At 71.2% G+C, this 21,538-nt stretch carries 19 protein-coding genes; 14 read left to right on the plus strand and 5 right to left on the minus strand.

What is annotated here, in order from left to right:
• Nucleotides 1-27 precede the first annotated feature (27 nt).
• On the plus strand, nt 28-2,817 hold the full coding sequence (locus ACFVYA_RS37395) for a BTAD domain-containing putative transcriptional regulator (protein WP_387051841.1): 2,790 nt from the start codon (nt 28-30) through the stop codon (nt 2,815-2,817).
• 99 nt (nt 2,818-2,916) lie between these two features.
• Here ACFVYA_RS37395 and ACFVYA_RS37400 read toward each other — a convergent pair whose 3' ends face one another.
• The 3 genes from ACFVYA_RS37400 to ACFVYA_RS37410 form a co-directional block, all read right to left on the minus strand.
• Nucleotides 2,917-3,762 (minus strand): DUF72 domain-containing protein, encoded by an 846-nt coding sequence (locus ACFVYA_RS37400; protein ID WP_387051842.1) that lies wholly within the window; start codon nt 3,760-3,762, stop codon nt 2,917-2,919.
• A 727-nt stretch (nt 3,763-4,489) separates the two neighbouring features.
• Nucleotides 4,490-5,251 carry a DUF4253 domain-containing protein gene (locus tag ACFVYA_RS37405; protein ID WP_285986786.1) on the minus strand — a complete coding sequence of 254 codons (762 nt, stop codon included), beginning with the start codon at nt 5,249-5,251 and terminating at the stop codon, nt 4,490-4,492.
• Nucleotides 5,252-5,418: 167 nt separating this feature from the next.
• Nucleotides 5,419-6,075 (minus strand): DedA family protein, encoded by a 657-nt coding sequence (locus tag ACFVYA_RS37410; protein ID WP_387051844.1) that lies wholly within the window; start codon nt 6,073-6,075, stop codon nt 5,419-5,421.
• A 107-nt stretch (nt 6,076-6,182) separates the two neighbouring features.
• Here ACFVYA_RS37410 and ACFVYA_RS37415 point away from each other — a divergent pair, with 107 nt between their 5' ends.
• The 3 genes from ACFVYA_RS37415 (at nt 6,183) to ACFVYA_RS37425 (ending at nt 8,406) form a co-directional block, all read left to right on the plus strand.
• Nucleotides 6,183-7,301, plus strand: a complete 1,119-nt coding sequence (locus tag ACFVYA_RS37415) for a sensor histidine kinase (protein ID WP_387051846.1) — start codon at nt 6,183-6,185, stop codon at nt 7,299-7,301.
• Entirely contained in the window at nt 7,292-7,936 is a 645-nt protein-coding gene (locus tag ACFVYA_RS37420) for a response regulator (protein WP_387051848.1), read from the plus strand. Before ACFVYA_RS37415 ends, ACFVYA_RS37420 begins: the two co-directional genes overlap by 10 nt.
• 77 nt (nt 7,937-8,013) lie before the next feature.
• Nucleotides 8,014-8,406, plus strand: coding sequence for an ankyrin repeat domain-containing protein (locus ACFVYA_RS37425; RefSeq protein ID WP_387051850.1), 393 nt, complete (start codon nt 8,014-8,016; stop codon nt 8,404-8,406).
• A gap of 6 nt (nt 8,407-8,412) precedes the next feature.
• Here the strand turns inward: ACFVYA_RS37425 and ACFVYA_RS37430 are convergent, their stop codons facing one another.
• A complete protein-coding gene (locus ACFVYA_RS37430; protein ID WP_387051852.1) occupies nt 8,413-10,059 on the minus strand; it encodes a DNA repair helicase XPB in 1,647 nt (548 codons plus the stop codon).
• 88 nt (nt 10,060-10,147) lie between these two features.
• Between ACFVYA_RS37430 and ACFVYA_RS37435 the strand changes: the two genes are divergently transcribed.
• Nucleotides 10,148-10,759, plus strand: coding sequence for a hypothetical protein (locus ACFVYA_RS37435; RefSeq protein ID WP_285986780.1), 612 nt, complete (start codon nt 10,148-10,150; stop codon nt 10,757-10,759).
• A gap of 15 nt (nt 10,760-10,774) precedes the next feature.
• Here ACFVYA_RS37435 and ACFVYA_RS37440 read toward each other — a convergent pair whose 3' ends face one another.
• The gene (locus ACFVYA_RS37440) at nt 10,775-11,740 is read right to left on the minus strand and encodes an ABC transporter substrate-binding protein (protein WP_387051854.1); all 966 of its coding nucleotides are present in this window, start codon (nt 11,738-11,740) and stop codon (nt 10,775-10,777) included.
• Between the two features lie 187 nt (nt 11,741-11,927).
• On the opposite strand from ACFVYA_RS37440, the gene ACFVYA_RS37445 reads away from it, so the two are divergent.
• The 9 genes from ACFVYA_RS37445 to mdlC all read left to right on the plus strand — a co-directional run bounded on the left by ACFVYA_RS37445 (nt 11,928) and on the right by mdlC (nt 21,505).
• Nucleotides 11,928-14,882, plus strand: a complete 2,955-nt coding sequence (locus tag ACFVYA_RS37445) for a nitrate- and nitrite sensing domain-containing protein (RefSeq protein WP_387051855.1) — start codon at nt 11,928-11,930, stop codon at nt 14,880-14,882.
• 12 nt (nt 14,883-14,894) lie between these two features.
• A complete protein-coding gene (locus ACFVYA_RS37450) occupies nt 14,895-15,572 on the plus strand; it encodes a copper homeostasis protein CutC (RefSeq protein WP_387051857.1) in 678 nt (225 codons plus the stop codon).
• Between the two features lie 462 nt (nt 15,573-16,034).
• The gene (locus tag ACFVYA_RS37455) at nt 16,035-16,247 is read left to right on the plus strand and encodes a hypothetical protein (protein WP_387051858.1); all 213 of its coding nucleotides are present in this window, start codon (nt 16,035-16,037) and stop codon (nt 16,245-16,247) included.
• Between the two features lie 44 nt (nt 16,248-16,291).
• A complete protein-coding gene (locus ACFVYA_RS37460; protein WP_387051859.1) occupies nt 16,292-17,254 on the plus strand; it encodes a hypothetical protein in 963 nt (320 codons plus the stop codon).
• 166 nt (nt 17,255-17,420) lie between these two features.
• The gene (locus tag ACFVYA_RS37465) at nt 17,421-19,070 is read left to right on the plus strand and encodes a protease pro-enzyme activation domain-containing protein (RefSeq protein ID WP_387051860.1); all 1,650 of its coding nucleotides are present in this window, start codon (nt 17,421-17,423) and stop codon (nt 19,068-19,070) included.
• An 82-nt stretch (nt 19,071-19,152) separates the two neighbouring features.
• Nucleotides 19,153-19,341: a helix-turn-helix domain-containing protein gene (locus ACFVYA_RS37470; protein ID WP_387051862.1), complete on the plus strand. Its 189-nt coding sequence runs from the start codon at nt 19,153-19,155 to the stop codon at nt 19,339-19,341.
• A gap of 17 nt (nt 19,342-19,358) precedes the next feature.
• On the plus strand, nt 19,359-19,751 hold the full coding sequence (locus tag ACFVYA_RS37475; protein WP_387051863.1) for a DUF5753 domain-containing protein: 393 nt from the start codon (nt 19,359-19,361) through the stop codon (nt 19,749-19,751).
• Nucleotides 19,751-19,909: a DUF397 domain-containing protein gene (locus ACFVYA_RS37480; RefSeq protein ID WP_285986773.1), complete on the plus strand. Its 159-nt coding sequence runs from the start codon at nt 19,751-19,753 to the stop codon at nt 19,907-19,909. The genes ACFVYA_RS37475 and ACFVYA_RS37480 overlap by 1 nt, the downstream gene beginning before the upstream one ends.
• Before the next feature lie 9 nt (nt 19,910-19,918).
• Entirely contained in the window at nt 19,919-21,505 is a 1,587-nt protein-coding gene (gene mdlC, locus ACFVYA_RS37485) for a benzoylformate decarboxylase (protein WP_387051865.1), read from the plus strand.
• The last annotated feature ends 33 nt before the right edge of the window (nt 21,506-21,538 follow it).

Here is a 21,538-nt window from a genome sequence, read left to right on the forward strand (position 1 = left end):
CTGCGCGTTTCCGGTCAGAATGACTCCGTGGTCCTCGATTTCCGCGTGCTGGGTCCGGCCGAGGTCACGGCCGACGGCCGCCCGGTACCGCTCGGGGGCAGCCGGCCGCTGATCGTCTTGGCCGGCCTTCTGCTGCGCGCGAACCGGGTCGTGCCGGTCGACGAGCTGGGCCGCTGGCTGTGGAACGACGACCGCCGCCGGTCCAAGGGCGCGCTCCAGACGTACGTGCTGCGCCTGCGCCGGGCGCTGGGCGACCAGGTCGCGATTCGCACCGAGAGCGGCGGCTACCTGATCGAGCTCGACGACGACCTGCTCGACCTGACCCGGTTCCGCGCGCTGGCCGTCCGCGGAAAGGCGGCGATGGACCGCGGCGAGAGCCGCCGGGCGGCCGCGCACTTCGCCGAGGCGCTCGGGCAGTGGCGCGGCCCGGCGCTGCTGAACGTCGAGTCCGACGCGCTGCACCGCGACGAGGCCGGGCAGCTGGCCGAGGAACGGCTGCGCGTGCGCGAGCAGTGGGCGGACGCGCTGCTCGACGTCGGCGAGTATGGCACCGTCGTCCCCGAGCTGGCCCGGCTGACCAGGGAGAATCCGCTCCGGGAGCGGCTGCACGAGCAGCTGATGATCGCGCTGTACCGGTCGGGCCGCCAAGCCGAGGCGCTGGCGGTGCACCGCCGGATCAGCGACGTGCTGGCCGACGAGCTCGGGCTCGACCCCGGGCCGTCGCTGCAGCGCACCCGCCAGGCGATCCTCACCGGTGCCGACGGCGACACCGCCCCCGCGCTGGCGCGCTACCGGCTCGGCGTCGATCCGCAGGTGCCGCACCAGCTGCCCGCCGACCTGCGGACCTTCTCCGGGCGCGAGTGCGACCTCAAGGCGTTGCACGCGCTGCTGCCGGAGGCGGCCGACGCCGGCACGTCGACGCCGATCGCGTCCGTCGAAGGCATGGGCGGCATCGGCAAGACGACGCTGGCGGTGCACTTCGCGCACGAGATCGCCGACCGGTTCCCCGGTGGGCAGGTCTACTTCAACCTGCGCGGCTACGGACCCGGCGAGCCGGTCGAGCCGGCGGCGGCGCTGGAGGCCATGCTCACCGCGCTCGGCGTGCCGTGCGAGGCGATCCCCGGCGACCTCGACGGCCGCGCGGCGAGCTGGCGGACGCACACGGCCGGGCGGCGGCTGCTGGTCCTGCTCGACAACGCCAACCGCACCGAGCAGGTGAGCCCGCTGCTGCCGGGGCCGGGTTGCCTGGTGCTGGTCACCAGCCGCTGGCAGCTGCGTGCGCTCGTCGCGACGCACGGCGCGCGCCGGATCGCGCTGGAGGAGTTCGGCGACGAGGACGCCGTCGCGCTCCTGGCGTCGACCATCGGGTTCGACCGGGTCGCCCGCGATCCGGCGGCGGCCGAGCGGTTCGTGCGCTACTGCGGCGGGCTGCCGCTGGCGATCCGGATCCTCGCCGTGCGCGCGGCGCAGTTCCCCGACCTGCCGCTCGACGAGTTCGTCGGCTCCCTCGACAGCGATCTGCTCGGTTCGTTCGACCTCGCCGACGGCGAAGGCACCAACATCCGATCGGTGTTTTCCTACTCCTACCAGGCACTGCAGCCGTCGACGGCCCGACTGCTGCGGCTGCTCGGGCTGCTCACCGGCGTCGACTTCACCGCACCGGCGGTGGCCGCGGTCGCCGGGCTGGACGTCACCGCGACCCGGCCGATGCTCGAAACCCTGGCCGCCGCGCACCTGCTCGCCCAGCCGCGGCCGGGCCGCTACCAGTTCCACGACCTCATCCGGGCGTACGCGGGTGAAGCAGCTTCGCAGGTGGACTCGGCTTCGCAGCGTGACGCCGCTTTGGACCGGCTGCTGAGCTGGTACCTGGCATCGGCGCTGAACGCGTCACGGCTGATGCGGCCGGAGCGCTACTACCGGCTCTTGGAGCTCGACGACATCGAGGGCGGGCTGACGTTCGGTTCGTACCACGAGGCACTGGACTGGTTCGGCGAGGAGTGCGGCAACCTCATCGCCGCGGTGCACCTGGCGCGGCACCGGGATCGCGACGACGTCTGCTGGAAGCTCGCCTGGCTGCTGCAGAGTTATTTCGTGACGCGCTCGCGGCTCGACGACTGGCGGTCGGTGTTCGCGGTGGCGCTCGAAGCCGCGCGGGCGAGCGGCCACCGGCCCGGCGAAGCGGGGATCTTGAGCGGGCTCGGCGTCGTCAACGGCGTCGCCCGCCAGTACGCCGAGTCCCGGCGCTACCTGGAGCAGGTGCTCACGATCCAGCGCGAGCTCGGCGCGCGCGAGGGTGAGGCGCGGGCGCAGTACAACCTGGCGATGGCGGCGCACAACCTCGAAGACTGCGCTTGGGCGTACGAACACGGTGTGCAGGCGCTGGAGATCGTCCGCGAGCTGGGGCTGGGGCACTTCGAGGCGAGCGTGCTGCGGGCGCTGGGCGACATCTGCACGTCGATGGGCGATCACGAGCAGGCGCTGCGCCTGGCCGACGCGGCGCTGGCGATTCTCGACCCGGACGGGCGGCCGGTGGACACGCGGTTCACCCAGCACACGCGCGGGTTGGCGCTGATCGGCCTCGGCCGGCTCGAGGAAGGCATCGCGTGCATCCGCGATTCGGTGGAGATGTTCTTCGCCATGGGCGAGCAGTACGAGGCGGCGGACGTGCTGGCCCAGCTGGGCACGATCCACCTCCGCCACGGCGACGCGGCGCTGGCCCGCGAGTGCTGGCTCCGATCGGTGCGGTTGCTGACTGAGCTGGGTCACCCGGACGCGGACGACGTCCGCGCCAAGCTGGCGGCGTTGGTGGTGGCGTGAGCCTCCGGATCCGGACGGCTCACGTGCCGACCCCCAGCGGCAGCACGCAAGCCGGTCCGGCCCGCACGCCCACCCAAGCCGAGGGCGCTCACTGTCCACTCACTGTCGCGTGATCGGGGCAACCCCAAGCAGGTCGGCGAGGCATTCGGCGTTCCGGGGAGCCTCCACTTTGACGTCGTTGTCGAAGTAGACGTGCACATCACGCCGTCCGCCGTCGTGCCATTCCCGGATTTTCCGGGCCCACTTGCGCAGGGCTTGGTCGGAGTAGCCGCTGACGTAGAGCTCTTCGTCGCCGTGCAGCCGGACGTAGGCGAAGTCGGCGGTCTGGTCTTCGAGGAACGGCCACTTCCCGGCGGTATCGGCGACGACGAGGGCGATGCTGTGTTCTGTCAGGAGCTCCTTGGCGGCGGGCTCGGCGAAGCTGGGATGCCGGACTTCCAAGGCGTGCTGCAGGGGCCTTTTTGCGCCGGCTTCGAGGTAGGGCGTGCCTTTCAGCTTGTCGTCGTGCTTCGTAGCCAGCTGGGCGGCGTCGGTGGTGGTGCGGGGAAGCAGGGCGAAGAAGTTCTCGAGCCGATCGGGATCGAAGGCCAGCCGCGGCGGCAGCTGCCAGAGGAAGGGACCCAGTTTCGCACCGAGGGCGAGGACGCCGGAGGCGTAGAAGTTCGCGAGGGCGGTCTCGACGTCGCGAAGCTGCTTCATGTGCGTGATGAAGCGCCCACCCTTGACGGCGAAGAGGAAGTCGGCAGGGGTTTCGTCGAACCAGGCCCGGTAGCGCTCGGGGCGCTGGAGGGAGTAGAAGGAGCCGTTGATTTCGACGGCGTTCATCCGCCGCGAGAGGTATTCGAGTTCCCGCCGTTGCGCGAGCTTGGGTGGGTAGAAGACCCCGCGCCACGGGGGATAGCGCCACCCAGAGGTACCGATCCGGATCTCGGCGATCGCTCTCACCGCCTTTCCGCGAAAGGTGATTCCCGCTCGCTTGCCCGGCCAAACACGCCCGCGGCCGGACGAGCGGACCGGAGGTTGGGACAGTCGACCCAACTTGGCGGACGCGCGTCTTACGGGGCCTTTGAAGTGGTGGGTCAAGTGGTGGCCTCCCCGAGGGGTGGTGTGGTTGTGGTGTCCCGGATGCCAGCCGGTTCCGGCGCGGACGCAGATTCGGCAGGCCGATTCGGCCGAACCGCGACGCAGGGGGAGCGGATTGAGGCGGCCAAGCCGGCTGCGCCCCGACCCTGGCCCCCCGGGGGCTCGCGGCTCCCGGCTCGCCGCCCACTCGAGCCCCGGCCCACCCACGCCCGGCCCGGCCTCGGCTCGCGACCCGCCCAAGCGCCGGCCCCTCCCCTGCTCCGGCTGGTGGCCCCCCGGCCCCCAAGCCCGGCCCCCGCCCCGGCCTCAGCCCTGGGGCAGGCTCTCAGCCCGTTCCCTGGTCCCGGCTCGCGGCCCCCGGCCGCCAAGCCCAAGCCCCGGCCCCCAAGCCCCGGCCCCGGCCTCAGCCCCGGCTGGGCCCTCAGCCCCGCTCCCCGGTCCCGGCTCGCGGCCCCCGGCCCCCAAGCCCCGGCCCCGGCCTCAGCCCCGGCTGGGCCCTCAGCCGCGCTCCCCGGCTCGCGGCCCCGGCCACCAAGCCCGGCGCAAGCCCCGGCCCCGCTCCCCGGCCCACGCAAGGCCGACCCATCCCTCACGCCCAGGAAAACCGCCAGTGCCGCGACTGCACCAACCCCGACGCGTACTCCCGCAGATTCCCCGGCTGGCCCGCGAACGTAGGCAAACTGAACGCCCGGTGCTCCGCAGCCACCGTCAACGCCCGGGCCTGGTTCCGCGGCGGTGCCGCCACCGACAACTCGATCGCGTCGAACCCGAGCACCACCAGCGTGGCGCCGAACCTGTCCTCCCAGCTGCGCAGCACCGCCGACAGCTCCGCCACCTGGTCCGTGCACTTGATCATCCCCGTCCAGCCCAGCAGGGCGGGGATGTCGGCCGGGCGCTCTGTCTGCACCAGACCGAGCCGGTGCGGGGCTCGGGTGGCCAGAATCGAGCCGGTGTTGCCTGCCTCCGCCAGCGGGTCGGACCTGCGCGGGCTGCGCTTGGCCAGTCCCGGGAAGCGCGCGCCGAACGGCCTCAGGCAAGCGCCGCTGCAGCAAGACGTGTCCCACCAGCGGGACAGGGCGTCCGCCGGGTCGGCCGTGGCCACCCGGTGGCCGGCCGGGGCCAGCCTGCCTCGGTCGTCGATCCAGTCCTCGCCGTTCGCCGCGAAGCGCTGGTCGTGGGGGATCAGCACCGGCCACAGGCCGGACCGTTCGAACTCGGCCACGCAGCCGAGGTAGCGCTCGGGCCGGGTCAGCGGCAGGTCGGACACCCACAACCGGCCGTGCCACGACCCCGGTGGGAGGGTCTGGACCGGCGGTGCGGGCGTACCGGGGCGGAGCGGTGCGATCGTCATGGACGTCCCCTCGAACTTGTGTTCGGTTGCTGCATGTCGAACAGTAGTTCGATGGTCCGACAATTTCCAGTACCACGCCCGCTCATCCGTTCGAGTGAATCGGGGAATCCGCAGGTCAGAGCCCTGTCCGCGACTCCTGTGGCGGAAGTTGTTCCTGTGACGATTCGCTAGGCCGAACGAGTCCGGCGCGCGCGCAACCGGACCAGGACGAACACGCCCGCCGCCACCGCCAGCGCCGCCAGCACGGCGTACTGGAACACCGACGCGTACTGGTCGACCAGCGACCAGCTCTCGCCCAGCAGGTACCCGGCCACGACGAACACCGTGTTCCACAGCAGGCTGCCCGCCGTGGTCAGCAGGAGGAACCGGCCGAACGGCATGCGTTCGACGCCGGCGGGCAGGGAGATCAGGCTGCGGAAGATCGGCACCATCCGCCCCAGGAACACGGCCTTGCCGCCGTGCCGGGCGAACCACGCCTCCGTCCGGTCGAAGTCGCCGGCGCCCATCAACGGGATGCGAGCCACGAGCGCGCGGGTGCGGTCGCGGCCGAGCAGCGCACCCAGCCAGTAGACGATCACCGCGCCGGCCAGCGAGCCCAGCGTCGTCCAGAACAGCGCGCCGAGGAGCGTGAACGCGCCCCGGCTCGCGGAAAACCCGGCGAGCGGGAGCACCAGTTCGCTGGGGATCGGCGGGAACAGGTTGTCCAGCCCGACGATGATGGCGGCGCCGGGTCCGCCGAGCGCGTCGATGAGCCCGACGGCCCAGCCGGCCAGCCCGGTCATCGGTTCGGCGGAGGTGGCGGTGGTGGTCAGCAGAAAGTCCATGCCTCGAACGTAGGAATTCTCGGGCGGGAGCACATTGCTGAACACCACCCGGAAACATTGCGGAAAACCGCAATACCCAAAGATCCCGCGCTCGCTAACCTGAAGTCGTGATCATCTGGGCTGCACGCACCACAGCGGGCGTCGGCCTCGGCGCGCTCACCGCGATCGCCGAGGTGCTGTACGTCCTGCTGAGTGCGCCCCTGCTCGTCGTTCCCGCGACGCGCGAGGCCGTCCTGCGCGGCGCCCGGAAGCTCACCGAAGTCGAACGCATTCGGCTGGACCGGTTCTTTGACAACTACAACGATGACGATTACGACGGCCGCCGGGCGCTGCAGTACCTTTTCCCGCGCATCCTCGTCGGCCTGCTCGGGCTGGGCGTCTGGGCCTGCCTCGCCGGCGGGGTCGTGACGGCCGTGTTCTACGGACGGCAGCTGGTCACCGGACGTGCACCCGGTGGGCAGGGTGCCGGAACGGTCGCCGGCTGGCTACTGGTCGCCGCGCTCGCGGCGCTCGCGGTGTTCCTCTGCTGGCAGGGCATGGCCGGCGTCGCCGCGCTGGACCAGTGGCTGGCCAAGCGATTCCTCGGCCCGAGCTTCCGGACGATCGTGGAGCGCCGGATGTCATACCTCTTCAGCACCCGCGCGGAAGTCGTCGAGGCGGTGAACGGTGAACGCCGCCGCATCGAGCGCGACCTGCACGACGGGGTGCAGCAACGGCTCGTCGCGCTGGGCCTGCTGCTGGGCCGGGCCCGGCGCACGGGGAACACCGAACTGGTCCGGCAGGCCCACGAGGAAGTGCAGGAGGCCTTGCGGGAGCTGCGCGAGGTCGCCTGGTACGTGTATCCGATCGCGCTCGACGAAGGCGGTCTCGACACCGCTCTCGAGTCCCTGGCCGAACGAGCGACGATCCCGGTCGAGGTGCGGTACTCGTTGTCCTTGTGGAAACCCTCGCTCCAGGTGGCCACCGTCATCTACTTCGTGGCGTCGGAGGCCGTCACCAACGCGACCAAGCACTCCGGCGCGACGCGGATCACGATCGACGTCCGCCTCCTCGGCCGGGAGATGGTGGTGGAGATCGGCGATGACGGCTCGGGTGGTGCACAGGCCGTCGGCACCGGCGGGCTCAGCGGGCTGGCGCGGCGCGTGGCGGCGGCGGACGGGGAGTTCAGCGTGGACAGTCCGATCGGCGGCCCGACGGTCGTGCGGGCGGCGCTGCCGTGCGGGTGATCCTGGCGGAGGACTCGACGCTGCTGCGTGAGGGCCTGGTGCGGCTGCTGGCCGAGGAAGGCCACGACGTCGTCGCCGCGGTCGGCGACGGTGAAGCACTCATCGCGGCCACCGAGCAGGAGCGGCCCGACGTCGTCGTCACCGACGTGCGGATGCCGCCGACCCACACCGACGAAGGGCTGCGCGCCGCCCTCGAGATCCGGGAGAAGTGGCCGGGAATCGGAGTGCTCGTCCTCTCCCAATACGTCGAGAAGCGGTACGCCGCCCAGCTGATCAGCGGCGACCGCGGCCGCGTGGGCTACCTGCTCAAGGACCGCGTGGCCCAGGTCGGCGAGTTCCTCGACGCCCTGGAGCGGGTCGCCGGAGGCGGCGCCGCCTTCGACCCGGAAGTGGTGCGGCGGCTGGTGGCCCGCACGTCCCACGAGGACGCGCTGGGCCGGCTGACCCCGCGCGAGCGAGACGTCCTGGAGAAGATGGCGCAGGGCCACACGAACGCGAGCATCGCGCAAGCGCTGTACCTCTCGCAGAGCTCGGTCGAGAAGCACGCGAACGCGATCTTCGACAAGCTCGACCTGCTCCAGGGGGCCGGCTACAGCCGCCGGGTGCTCGCCGTCCTGCGTTACCTGGACTCGTGACCGGCCGCCGCCGGCCAGAGCCGTCGGCCGGCAGGAGCCCCACGGCAAGATGACCCACTGGATCGAAGGGGGCGAACGTGGTCGACCGGTACGGGCGATCCGAGCTGCACTACTGCGCACTGGACGGCGACAGTGCGCAGGCGCGGGCACTGCTCGCCGCGGGGCACGATCCCGACGTGGGCGACCACCAGGGCTTCACCCCGCTGCACTTCGCCGCGCAGCAGGGGAACCTCGCGGTGGCCGCGGTGCTGCTGGACGCGGGCGCCCAGGTCGACCCGGTCAACGGGTACGGGAATTCGCCCCTGTTCACGGCGGTGTTCGCCTACCGAGGCCGTGGCGACCTCATCGAGCTGCTCCGGCGGCACGGCGCCGACCCGCGCCAGGCCAACACCTCCGGGCAGACGCCGGCCGGCCTGGCGCGGCTCATCGCGAACTATGACGTCGAGAAGTTCTTCACCGACGTCGGCTGAACGGGCTCAGAGCGGCCGGAGCAGGTCGTCCGCGTCCACGATGTGGTACGCGTAGCCCTGCTCCGCGAGGAACCGCTGCCGGTGCGCCGCGTACTCCGTGTCCACCGTGTCGCGGGAGACGATCGAGTAGAAGTGCGCCTGCCGCCCGTCACCCTTCGGGCGCAGCAATCGCCCGAGCCGCTGGGCCTCCTCCTGCCGAGAGCCGAACGTGCCGGAGATCTGGATCGCCACCGAGGCTTCCGGCAGGTCGATCGAGAAGTTGGCGACCTTCGACACCACCAGCGTCTTGATCTCGCCGCGGCGGAACTTGTCGAACAGCTCTTCGCGCTCCTTGTTGCGGGTCGCGCCCTGGATCACCGGGGCGTCGAGCTCGTCGCCGAGCATCTCCAGCTGGTCGAGGTACGCGCCGATGACCAGCGTCGGCTCGCCCGCGTGCTTGGCCACGATCGACTTGATCACCGGGGTCTTCGTCAACGCCGTGGCCGCCAGCTTGTACCGCTCGTCGGCCTCGGCCGTGGCGTACTCGAGCCGCTCGGCGTCGGTCAGCGTCACGCGGACCTCGGTGCACTCCGCCGGGGCGATCCAGCCCTGCGCCTCGATGTCGCGCCACGGCACGTCGTAGCGCTTCGGGCCGATCAGCGAGAACACGTCGCCCTCGCGGCCGTCCTCGCGCACCAGCGTCGCCGTCAGGCCGAGGCGCCGGCGCGACTGCAGGTCCGCCGTCATCCGGAACACCGGTGCCGGCAGCAGGTGGACCTCGTCGTAGACGACCAGGCCCCAGTCGCGGGAGTCGAACAGCTCCAGGTGCCGGTACTCGCCCTTGGTCTTGCGGGTGATCACCTGGTAGGTGGCGATGGTGACCGGCCGGATCTCCTTCTTCTCCCCGGAGTACTCGCCGATCTCCTCCTCGGTCAGCGACGTCCGCGCGATCAGCTCGCGCTTCCACTGCCGGCCGGCGACCGTGTTCGTCACCAGGATCAGCGTCGTGGCCTGCGCGCGAGCCATCGCCGCCGCGCCGACCAGCGTCTTCCCGGCGCCACACGGCAGCACGACCACGCCCGAGCCGCCCGCCCAGAACGCCTCCGCGGCCATCCGCTGGTAGTCGCGCAGGTGCCAGTTCTGCTCGTCCAGGGCGATCGGGTGGGCTTCGCCGTCGACGTACCCGGCCAGGTCCTCGGCCGGCCAGCCGACCTTCAGCAGCGCCTGCTTCAGCCGCCCGCGCTCGGACGGGTGCACGATGATGGTGTCCTCGTCGATCCGGGCACCCAGCATCGGGCTGATCTTCTTGTTCCGGACGACCTCGGCCAGCACCGCGCGGTCGGTGGTCGACATGACGAGCCCGTGCGCGGGGTGGTTGGCGATCTGCAGCCGCCCGAACCGGCCCATGACGTCGACGACGTCGATCAGCAGCGGCTGCGGCACCGGGAAGCGCGAGTACGTGGTCAGGGCGTCGACGACCTGTTCGGCGTCGTGGCCGGCGGCACGCGCGTTCCACAAGGCCAGCGGCGTGATCCGGTAGGTGTGGATGTGCTCCGGCGCGCGTTCGAGCTCGGCGAACGGGGCGATCGCGACGCGCGCGTCACCGGCCTGGGGGTGGTCGACCTCCAAGAGCACGGTCTTGTCGGACTGGACGATCAGCGGGCCATCAGTCACAACTACTGTTATACGTGGCTCGCTCCGGCCCGCCCCCGTCGCGGGTCGCCGGTGGGACGATTTGCCGAGGGGATCACTGGAGGGCACGTTGACCACACCACCGTTCGACGACAACCCGTTCCGGTCGCCGGGCTACGCGCAGCCCGCGCCGATGCCGCCGGTACCGGGGCCGCAGCCGATTCCGCACTGGTTCACCACGAAGGTGCGGATCACGCTGGTCGCGTGCGTCGTCGCCGCGCTGGGCCTGGGCGTTCTGGGCGCGATGGGCGTCTACTGGGTCGACCGCAGCGGGCCGCCGTCGAACGGCGACTGCCTGTACCTGACGCGCGAGGGAGCCGGCAAGCTCGCCTACCACCGCGTCGGCTGCTCCGCGAACAACGCGACGTACAAGGTCGAGAACACCTACCGCGGGACCATCACGTGCGCCTCCGGCGACTACGTGCGGTTCCGGCTGGGCTCGGGCACCGGCCAGACGCTCTGCCTGGCCCTGAACGTCAAGGCCGGTGACTGCCTGCGCGACGTCGACGACGAGAGCACGATCGGCAAGGTCTCCTGCACCGACCCGGCGGCGCAGGAGCGCGTCGAGATCCTCTCCGGCTTCGGCCGCGACGACAAGTGCGAAGGCGCCGACGACGTGTTCAGCTACGCCGGCCCGCCGTCCCGCACGGTGTGCCTGATCAAGACCGGGGAAAACATCTGACCGGACCCGTCACCCTCAGTATCCGGTCCGCTCCGGGAGCAGGCTCTGGACGTCGAGGCGGTTCGCCAGTTGCCCGGAGTTGTGCATCAGGTCGGCGACGCGCTGCAGCCGGATGCCGTTGAGCGACGCCGGGTACGAGCCGAGCGAGATCAGCGCCGCTGTCGTCGCGTCGATGTCGGAGAACTTCGGCAGCGCGTCACGCACGATCGCCGGGTCCGTCGCGCTCTGCTGAGCCGTGCCCAGCGCGGTGCGGAACGTCCGGAGGGTGCGGGGGTTGGCCTGCGCGAACGGCTTCGCCGCCGCGTAGCCGGAGAGCGGGAAGTCGAGCGTCGAACCGCGGGCGCCGTCGGCCAGGATGTGCGCGCCGAGGTCCTTTTCGGCGCGGGTGATGTACGGCTCGATCATCAGCGCGGCGTCGGCGTCGCCCGCCTGCAGCGCCTGCGGCATCCGGTCGAACGGAATGGCCGTGAACTTGATCTTCGCTTGGTCCACGCCCGCGGTGACCAGCACCGAACGCGCGACGAGCGCGCCGACGTCGTCGAGCATGTTCACCGCGATCTTCGGCGACCGCTTCGCCGTCGGCACGGTGTAGTCCGAGTCCGGCAGTGTGACCAGGGCCATCGTGTTGGGGCCGGCGGTGTAGGCCTCGCCCTGCAGCTGCAACGCCGTCCCGCCGGCCGCGGCGCGGAACATCGCAATGTCGGAGGCGAAGGTGACGTCGAGGTCGCCGGCGGCCAGTTTCGCGAGCCCGTCGTCGGCGCCGAGTTCCACGAGCTGCAGGTTCAGCCCGGCGGAGCCGAACTTCCCGGCCGCGACGGCGATCCGCAGCGGGGCCGTGTCGATGGCGTTGCCCACACCGACGCGCAGGGTGGTCCGCTCCAGCGGCGGCGGGGCCGCGGGGGTGCCGGAAGAGAACACGCTGCACCCCGCGGTCGCCAGGAGCGCCGCTACCAGCGGAATCAACCGTCCGCGTCTGATCATGAACCTTCACCTACCGCGAGAATCTGGTTCTCGTGCTGGATCGTATGGTCCGCGCCCCATACGATCGCGGGCAGGGCCGTATCGTGCCAGCGCGGCTTTCGGATCTTCATGGGGCGGGCTACCGTTCAGTAGGTTCGAGGTGTCGTTCGATCCGCGGGTTCCCGCCCGCGGCGGAAAAGGAAACCAGGTGACCCGTCGCAACAAGCGTCCCCGCAAGGGCGGCGACGCGGCGGATCCGCGTCCGGCGGGCGGCCGCTGGCGGTTGCGGAACTGGCGTCTCGGCACGAAGCTCTTCGCCGTCCTCCTCATCCCGGCGCTGGCCGTGATCGCGCTCGTCGGCCTGCGGATCAGCTCCGACCTGCGCGACGCCCGGCAGCTGGCCGAGTTCGCCACGCGCGGCCGCGTCGACAGCACGGTCGCCGAAGCCTTGCACGAGCTGCAACGCGAGCGCGACCTCACCGTCCGGTTCGTCGCCCAGAACCGCCAAAGCGACACCGCGGACCTGACCGCCCAGCGCAACCGCGTCGACCAGGCCATCGGCGGGTTCGAGCGGACCCTCGCCGAGAGCAAGGCGCGGCTGGACGCGAACGCCGCGGAAAGCCTGCAGCAGACCGACGACCGCCTGCGCGTGCTCGGTGGCCTGCGGTTTTCCGCGGAACATTCGGCGTTCCCCGCCGACGCCGTGCTGCGCTCCTACAGCGAGCTGATCTCCGGGCTGCTCGACATCAGCGACTCCGCCGCCGCGGACGTCGCCGACCCGGAGCTCGCGCGGATGCGGCTGGCGGGCAACGCGCTCGCCCGGATCAAGGACCAGATGTCGGTCAAGCGGGCGGTGATGGCCGAGGCGCTCGCGTCGGGCACCCTGAACCGCGACCGCACGCGCGCTCTGCTCGGCGCGGAAGCCGAACTGGACGCCGCGCGCAACGACTACCGCACCTTCGCCACCCCCGACCAGCAGCGGATGTACGACGACACGGTGATCGGCCTGGTCGTCGACATCGGCAACGACATGGTCGAATCCGCGCTCACCCGCACCGAAAACGGCCAGAACCTCTCGGGTCTCGACCCGAACCAGTGGGACACCTCGGCAACGCACACGGTGAACCTCGCCCACCAGGTGCAGCAAGCGCTGCTGGTCCAGTTGCAGGAACGCACGGACACCCTGGCGGCGCAAGCCCGTACGGCCGCGCTGTGGGACGGCGGTGTCGTCCTCGGCGTCCTGCTCGTCGCCGGTGTGCTGTCGGTGGTCATCGCGCGATCCCTGTTGCGCCCCTTGCGGATCCTGCGCCGGACGGCACTGGAAGTGGCCGAGCACCGGCTGCCCGCGGCCGTGCAGAACCTGCTCACCGATCCCGAGCCCGCGCCCGAGAACCTGCGGAAACGGCTCGCCGTCGCGCCCGTGCCGGTGTTCACGCGCGAAGAGCTCGGCCAGGTGGCGCGCGCGTTCGACGCGGTGCACGGCGAGGCTGTCCGGCTCGCGGGCGAACAGGCCATGTTGCGCGAGAACGTCAACGCGATGTTCGTCAACCTCTCGCAGCGCAGCCAGGACCTCGTCGAACGGCAGCTGTCGGTGCTCGACCGGATGGAGGCCGGCGAGCAGGACCCGGACACCCTCGCCGGGCTGTTCGAACTCGACCACCTCGCGACGCGGATGCGGCGCAACAGCGAAAACCTGCTGGTGCTCTCCGGCCAGGACTCCGCGCGGGAGGACGCCGGCCCGGTGGCGGCCGACGAGATCATCGGCGCCGCGCTCTCGGAGGTCGAGGACTACCAGCGGATCGAGCTCGGCCCGGCGCCGCAGGTCGCGGTCCGCGGTGAGGCCGTCAACGACCTCGTGCACGTCGTTTCGGAGCTGCTGGAGAACGCGACGCGCTACTCCGCCGACGAGACGGTCACCGTGGCGAGCGCCGAAACCCACGACGGCGACTGGCAGATCGAGATCATCGACCACGGTGCCGGCATGCCGCAGGCGGAGATCGACCGCACCAACGCGCGGCTCGCGAACCCGCCGGACGTCGACGTCGAGGTGTCGCGCCGGATGGGCCTGTTCGTCGTCGCGACGCTGGCCACGCGCCACCACATCGACGTCAGCCTGAGCGCGGGCGCGGACTCCGGGCTGGTCGCGACCGTGCTGGTGCCGGCGGCCCTGATCGTCGAGCTGCCGCCGATGCCGGCACCGCCGCCGCCCGCCGAGCCGGCCGCCGCCCCGGAACCGGAGCTACTGGCGCCGCTCGCCCCGCTGACGCCGCCGGAGCCCGAACCCGAGCCGGAGCCGGAAGAGCTGTCGCCGCCGTCGATCGAGGCCGGGCCGCCGCGCCGGGCCCCGGTGGTGGCCCGCGACCACGCGCCGGAGTGGCCGACCGTGGACGAAGAGGCTCACCTGGACCTCGACGCCCCGACCGAGCGAATGCCCGCCTACCGCGACGTCCTGTCCCGGTGGTTCGACGCCTCCGCTGCACCCGAACAGCCGCGGAAGCCGGCGGAGCCGCGCCCGGTCGCCGAAGAGCCACGGGCGGTCGAGCCCCAGCCACGGCACGCGCTCACCACGCGACCGCCGATCCGCGAGCCGCAACCGGCACCGGCCCCGCCGCAACCGGCCCCGCCACTGGCACCGCAACCGCAACCAGTGCCCCAACCGCAATCGGCACCGGCGCCCCAACCGCAATCGGCGTCGGCCCCGCCACTGGCACCGCAGTCGCAACCGGCCCCGGCACCGGCGCCACAACCGGCTCCGGCCCCGGCGCCACGACCGGCTCCGGCCCCGGCGCCACAACCACAGCCGGCCCCGCCACCGCCGCCCCCACCGGCCCTCGCGCCGCCATCGGCTCCGGTGGCCGTCGCGCCCGCGCGCACGCCGGACGACGAAGACACCGAACCGCGGCTGACGCCCGTCGCGCCGCCCGCCGCGATCGAGCCCGCGTACGAATGGCCGACCCCGGCCGAACTGGAGCAAGAGGACGGTGCGGAGGACACCTGGCCGTTCCTGCAGCCACTGGATTCCGCGGCCAGCCCGGGAGCGGTGCCGGAACAGCGGCCGATACTCTCTCTTTCCCCGGAAGCGGTGCGCGAGCGGATGACGAGCCTTCAAGGCGGCTTCCGGCGAGGGCGGCACGCGAGGGGAGACGACACCCGGAACCAGTGAAACGGATGAGGCATGAGCTCGAAGACGCCCCTGCTGGAAGTGATCGCGCTGGACGCGGCGGACGCCGAAGGCGCGCAGGCGGGCGGGGCCGACCGCCTCGAACTGGTTGCGGACATGGCGCAGGACGGCCTGACGCCGTCCGTCGAAACGCTGCGTGACGTGCTTTCGACGACCGACCTCCCGGTGCGGGTCATGCTGCGGGACAACGGTTCCTTCGCCGTCGGCGACCTGGAAGGGCTGCGCGCGGACACCGCCCGGCTGATCGACGCGGGCGCCCGGGAGTTCGTCTTCGGCTTCCTCAACGTCGACAGCGAGATCGACCTCGACGCTTGCGAGGCGCTGATCAAGGAGGTCGACGGCCTGCCCTGGACGTTCCACCGCGCCATCGACCGCACGCGCGATCCGTTGCGCGCGTACGACCAGCTGGCCTCGCTCGGCTGTGACACCGTGCTCGCCGCCGGTCACCCGAACGGCGTGGCGAGCGGCCTTTCGGTGCTGCAGCGGCTCGCGCAGCGCGACGGCGGGCCGGAACTGCTCGTCGGCGGCGGCCTGCGCGCCCAGCAGGTCCACCTCCTGCGCGCGGGGGGAGTACGGGGATTCCACGTCGGCAGCGCGGTGCGGCCCGGCGGCTGGCAGGCGCCCGTGGACGCCGGAACCGTGCGCACCTGGGTCGACCTCGTCAAATCCTGATCGACTACGTGAATTCCACGGAGAATCGGCGGAGTAAAACGGTTTCCGCCGATGTTTTTGCGTGCCGGCGACAATCGTGACCCGGCACCTGAAATTGCATCCGTCTCGTGCACTGTCGCGCGCGGAGTTGCGCGTGCGGCTGCACGGTCGGTTCCGCTTTTGACCTGGTTGGTGGCTGAATCGGCGGCATCTGCCGGTTATCGTTGGCGAAGTCGGGCGCGGTCGGCGGTGACCACTGTCGATCCCCGGCTAATTCGACACCCCGGCCCCCGGTGTCATCAATCGTCTGGAATGTACAGGAGGCAGCGCTGTGGGCGCGCGTATCCGGTTCGCAATCCGTTCGATGTCCGGCCAGCAGGAAACCAGGACGTCGACCATCAGGTTGATTTCCGCCACCTGGGGCCGGCTGATTACCCGTGACTATCGCCCGAGTACCGCATCGGCAAGCCGGAGGGCCGAATCGTGACCGGCGCGATACCGCGTCAACGCGGAACCGAAACCACCGCAGACGATTTCGCGCAACTGGGGCTCGGCGGCTCCCTCGCCCTGACCGGGCTGCTGGCCGTCGTCAAGATCGCGGAAACCGCCACGGGTGTGGTGCTGACCGCCACCGGGGTGCTGCCCGGTGCCAGTCCCTCGAAGGAGCGGGCTCCGGCCTGGCCCGGCGGGGAATGAGCGGAGCTGCCCGATCGGCAGCTCCCTACGGACGGAGGGCTGCCATGACCGGCGGTGACGGGCGGGACGGCTTCAGCGGCGCACGCGTGGGTCTCGCCGACGTGCAACGGCTCGAGGACACCGTCGCGCGGCTTCGGGCGCAGGACTACCGCTACGGCGGCGGTGCCTGCGGCGAAGCCGTCGCGGAGGTGCTGCCCCATGCCGTCGGGCTGCTGGACGGCACGGTGCGCGGCAAGGTCCGGCCGCGGCTCTGCACCGCCGTCGCCGACCTGTACAACCTCGCCGGCTGGACCAGTTTCGACGACGACCGCCCCGAGGCCGCGCTGGAAGCGTTCGCGCAGGCGCTGGACCTGGCCGTCGAAGCGGGCAACCACGACCTCCAGGCCAACATCCGGTACCGCGCCGGGCGGCTGCTGCTGCACTACGACGCGGTCGACCCGGCGCTGACCGAGTTCGCGCGGGGCCGCGAGGCGGCGCTGCGGGCGCGCTCGCGGCTGGCCCAGGCGATCCTGTCCGCCAACCAGGCGTGGGCGCACGCCAAGCAGGCCGACGCCGTCGCCGCGCTGGCGTGCCTGCACCGGGCCCGCACGGAGTTCGCCGACGCCACCGGCGTGGAACCGTCGCCGTGGGCGGCCTTCTTCGGGCCCACCGACCTGGCGGCGATGATCGGCACGGTCCACGGGGAACTGGCCCAGGTCGTCGACGTCCGGCACGGCCGCGACGGCATCCCCGCGCTCGCCGACGCGCTCGCCGGCTACGGCCCAGAGATGGCCCGCAGCCGGTCCCTGACGATGATCTGGCTGGCCACCGTGCACGCGCTGGACGGCGATCTCGACGTCGCCGCCGAGGCCGGACGGGAGGCGATCGAGCTGGTCGGCCTGCTGCACTCGCCCCGGACCCGGCAGCGGCTGCGGACGTTGTCGGCCGCGGCCCGGCGCCACCGGCGTGACGCGCGTGCCCGGGAGATCATCGAACGCGTCGAAATGGTCGGGCATTCCGGACAATAATCCTTTTGTCATGGGAAGGTAAACCTGGCGGAAAATGAAAATGGGATCCGCTGAAAGACCGGCCAAAAGTAGGTTCTCGGCGTGATCACGTCTTCTTATGCTTCTCGGCAACCTGCGGCGAGCATTCCGCGCAGGCCCGGTCCCCACCGCCGAGAGGAAATTCCCCATGCGCTTGCGCAAGCTCGTCGCGGCCGCTGTGCCGCTGCCTGCGTTGCTCGGCCTCGCCGTGGCCGTCCCGGCCGCCGCCGCCCCGGAACCCCTGGTCACACTGGCCGACAACGCCGCGCCGCTGATCAACAGCGCCCGCACCGGCGACGTCGCGGCCGACCGGCCGATCACCGCCGCGCTCTCGCTGAAACTGCACAACCAGCAGGCGCTCGAAAAGTTCCTCGCCGACGTCCAAAATCCGGCTTCGCCCCAATACCACCGGTTCCTGACCCCGGCGCAGTTCAATGCCAGGTTCGGCCCGACCCAGGCGGACGTTGACAAGGCCGTCTCATTTCTCGGGAAAGCCGGGCTGACCGGGGTCGAGGTTTCCGGCAACCGGCAGGCCATCACGTTCACCGGCTCGGCGGCGCAGCTCGAGTCGGCGTTCCGGACCAGGATCGGGACCTACCACGACCAGGTTTCCGGGCGGGACTTCTTCGCCAACGACGCCGTCCCGGCCGTGCCGGCGAGCGTCTCGGACGTCGTGGGCGGGGTCGTCGGCCTCGACGACCACGCGGTGCGGACGCATTCGTCGAAGCCGCTGGCGCAGCCCAACGTCGTCAAGTCCGTCACTCCGCCGGTGCTCAAGACCGCTTACGGCACCAGCGGTCTGTCGGCGACCGGCAGCGGTGTGAACGTCGGGTTCGTCGAGTTCGACGGCTACCAGAAGTCCAACATCACCAAGTACGACAGCACGTACGGCCTTTCCGCGGGCTCGGTGACGACGGTCGGCGTCAGCGGCGCGAACTACGACTCGTCGCCGGGCGACGGCCAGATCGAGGTCGAGCTGGACATCGAGGTCGTGCACGCGCTGGCCGCGGCGGCCAACGACTACGTCTACGAGGCGCCGAACTCGAGCGCGGGCGAACTCGCGATGTACCAGAAGATCGCGTCCGACGCGAAGGTCCACGTCGTCTCGATTTCCTGGGGCGCCTGCGAATCCGCCGAAGGTTCGAGCGCGGCGAAGAGCGTCAGCAGCGCGATCGCGACCGGCACGGCGGAGGGTATTTCCTACTTCGCGGCGGCGGGCGACGACGGCACGACCGACTGCTACCGCCAGACGGGTTCGACGGCGAAGGGCGTCGACTTCCCGGCGTCGAGCCCGAACGTCTCGGGCGTCGGCGGCACGAAGCTGAGCGTGACCTCGTCCAACGGCTACAGCAGCGAAGTGGTCTGGAACGACGGCAACAGCGGCGGCTCGACCGGCGGCGGCATCTCGACGGTGTTCACGGCGCCGTCATGGCAGTCCTCCCAGAGCACGACGTACCGCAAGGTGCCGGACGTGTCGGCGGACGCCTCCCCGACGTCGGGCTACTACATCTACAGCGCGGGCAGCTGGGGAACGGTCGGCGGCACGTCGGGCGCGGCCCCGCTGTGGGCGGCCTTCGCGGCGCTGCAGAACCAGGTGCACGGCGGCGGTCTGGGCAACCTGAACCCGAAGTTCTACTCGATCGGCAACGGGTCTTCGTACGGAACCGGTTTCCACGACGTGACGTCGGGCAACAACACCCTGCACGGGACGACCGGGTTCAGCGCGGGCACGGGGTACGACCAGGTGACGGGCTGGGGTTCCTTCAAGGCGAGCGGGCTGTCCGGCCTCATCGGCTGAGTGGTGTGACGCCGGGGCTGTCGCAGGTTTGCGACGGCCCCGGTTTCCCGTTTTTGTCGGTGCCTGGTGACACAATGTGTACATGGCAACACTGGTAGCGACACCGAGGTCTCGCGCGCTGGGCTTCGGCCTCCGGACGGCGAGGAAGGCGCGCAACCTCGGCGTGCGCGAACTGGCGCGGCTGGCGGGAGTGGTGGCGCAGGACCTCTCGCACTGGGAGAGCGGGACGCGCGTGCGGCCGCCGGGCGGCCGCGGGCGGAGGAAGAGCTGAGGATCAAGGTGCGCCTGATGCGGCAGGAGGTGCTGACCGGCCGGGATCCTTCGCCTTACACCGCGCTCCTCGCCGAGACCGCACTGAGGCAGCGGCGCGGCGGGGCCGAGATCATGGCGCCGCAGCTCAGGCACCTCGCCGAGCTGGCGCAGCGGCGGAACGTGAGTTTGCGGGTCCTGCCGGACAACGAGGATTTCCACCCGGGCCTCAACGGTTCCTTCGTCATCTTCGACTTCGCCGACCTGCCCCCGATCGTCTTCCTGGAGCAGTACCGGGGGAGTGCCTACCTCTACGATGAGCAGCAGGTGGCCGATTACCGGGCGGCCCAGCGGGCGATGGCGGCACTGGCCCTGAGCGAGCAGGAATCCTGCGCGCTCGTCCGGGCGGTGATCGCCGACTTGGAGGCGTGATGTGGCGTAAGTCCAGTTACAGCGGCACCGAAGAGAACTGCGTCGAGGTGAAGCTCGGGCCGGTGTCACAGATCCGCGACACCAAGGACCGCTCAGGTGGCACCCTGACCGTCAGTTCGGCCGCTTGGGGGGCTTTCCTTCGCAAGGCTAAGCGTTAACCTGGGCGCATGATCAAGCGCACGGTGCTGGACGCCACCCGTGAACTCCTCCGCGAACTCGGCCTCACCACGGTGTTCGGCAATCCCGGTACCACCGAAGTGCCGTTCCTCACCGACTGGCCCGACGACTTCGACTACGTCCTGGGCCTGCAGGAATCCGCCGTCGTGGCGATGGCCGATGCCTACGCTCAGGCCACCCGGCAAGCCGTGCTCGTCAACCTGCACTCCGCCGGCGGGGTCGGGCACGGGCTCGGCAGCCTCTTCAACGCCTACCGCAACCGGACGCCGTTGATCGTCGTCGCCGGGCAGCAGCTGCGGTCGCTCATCCCGCACGAGCCCTTCCTCGGGGCCATGGAAGCGCCCGAGTTCCCGAAGCCGTACGTGAAGTGGTCGATCGAGCCCGCCTCGGCCGAGGACGTCCCGGCCGCGCTGGCGCGGGCCTACCACGTCGCCACGCAGGCGCCGTCCGGTCCGGTTTTCGTGTCCGTTCCCGCCGACGACTGGGCCGTCACCACCGAGCGGCCCATCGTCTCGCGCCCCCGGATCCGCGGCTTCGCGCCCGATCCCGAGGCCGTCGACGAGCTCAACGCCGCCCTGGAAGCCGCCGAACGGCCGGCGATCGTCGTCGGGGGAGCCGTCGACCAGGACGGGGCCGTCGTCGAAACCGTCGCGCTCGCCGAACGGCTCAACGCCGCCGTGTGGGTCGCGCCGATGTCCTACCGCTGCTCGTTCCCCGAGGACCACCCGCTGTTCCAAGGGTTCCTCGACCCCGAACGCGGTGCGGTCGCCGACACGCTCGCGCCGTACGACCTCGTCGTCGTGCTCGGGGCGCCCGCCTTCACCTACCACGTCGACCGCGGGCGCGGGGAAGCTCCGCTGCCGCCGCTGTTCATCGTCAGCGACGACGAGCAGGTCCTCGCGCGCGCCTTCGAAGGCACGGGCATCCGCGCCACGCCGAAGCTGGGCATCCGCGCGCTGCTCAACGTCGTCGAGCGCAGCACGCGGCCCGCGCCGGCCCCGCGGCAGCGTCCCGTGAAACCGGCCGGTGACGCGCTGACCGGCGAACTCGTCTACTCGACGCTCGCGGATCTGTTGCCGGACAACGCCTTGGTCGTCGAAGAGGCACCCAGCCACCGCGGGATCCTGCACGACCACCTGCCGATCACGGCCACCGACACCGGCTTCCTGACGATGGCCAGCGGCACGCTCGGCTACGGCGTCCCCGGCGTGGTCGGCGCGGCGCTCGCCCGCCCGGACCGCAAGGTCGTCGGCGTGATCGGCGACGGTTCGAGCATGTACGGCATCCAGGCCCTCTGGACGGCGGCGCGGGAAGAACTGCCCGTGACGTTCGTGATCCTGGACAACTCCGAGTACGCGGCGGTCCGCATCCTCGGCGACGCGATCGGCGGCGCGAAGCTGCCGGGCACCGAACTGGGCGGCATCGGCTTCGCGGCGCTGGCGGAGAGCATGGGCTGCCACGGCGTGACGATCACCGAGCCGGCCGAGCTGGTTCCCGGTCTCACGGCGGCGCTGGCCGACCCGCGCCCGACGCTGGTCCACGTCCGGGTGGCCTCGTCGTCGAAGTCGCTGTACTGAAAGCCCGTTGGTGGTCCACAGTGGATATCCACC

It is taken from the genome of Amycolatopsis sp. NPDC058278 (assembly GCF_042881395.1).
In the GTDB taxonomy this organism is placed as follows: domain Bacteria; phylum Actinomycetota; class Actinomycetes; order Mycobacteriales; family Pseudonocardiaceae; genus Amycolatopsis.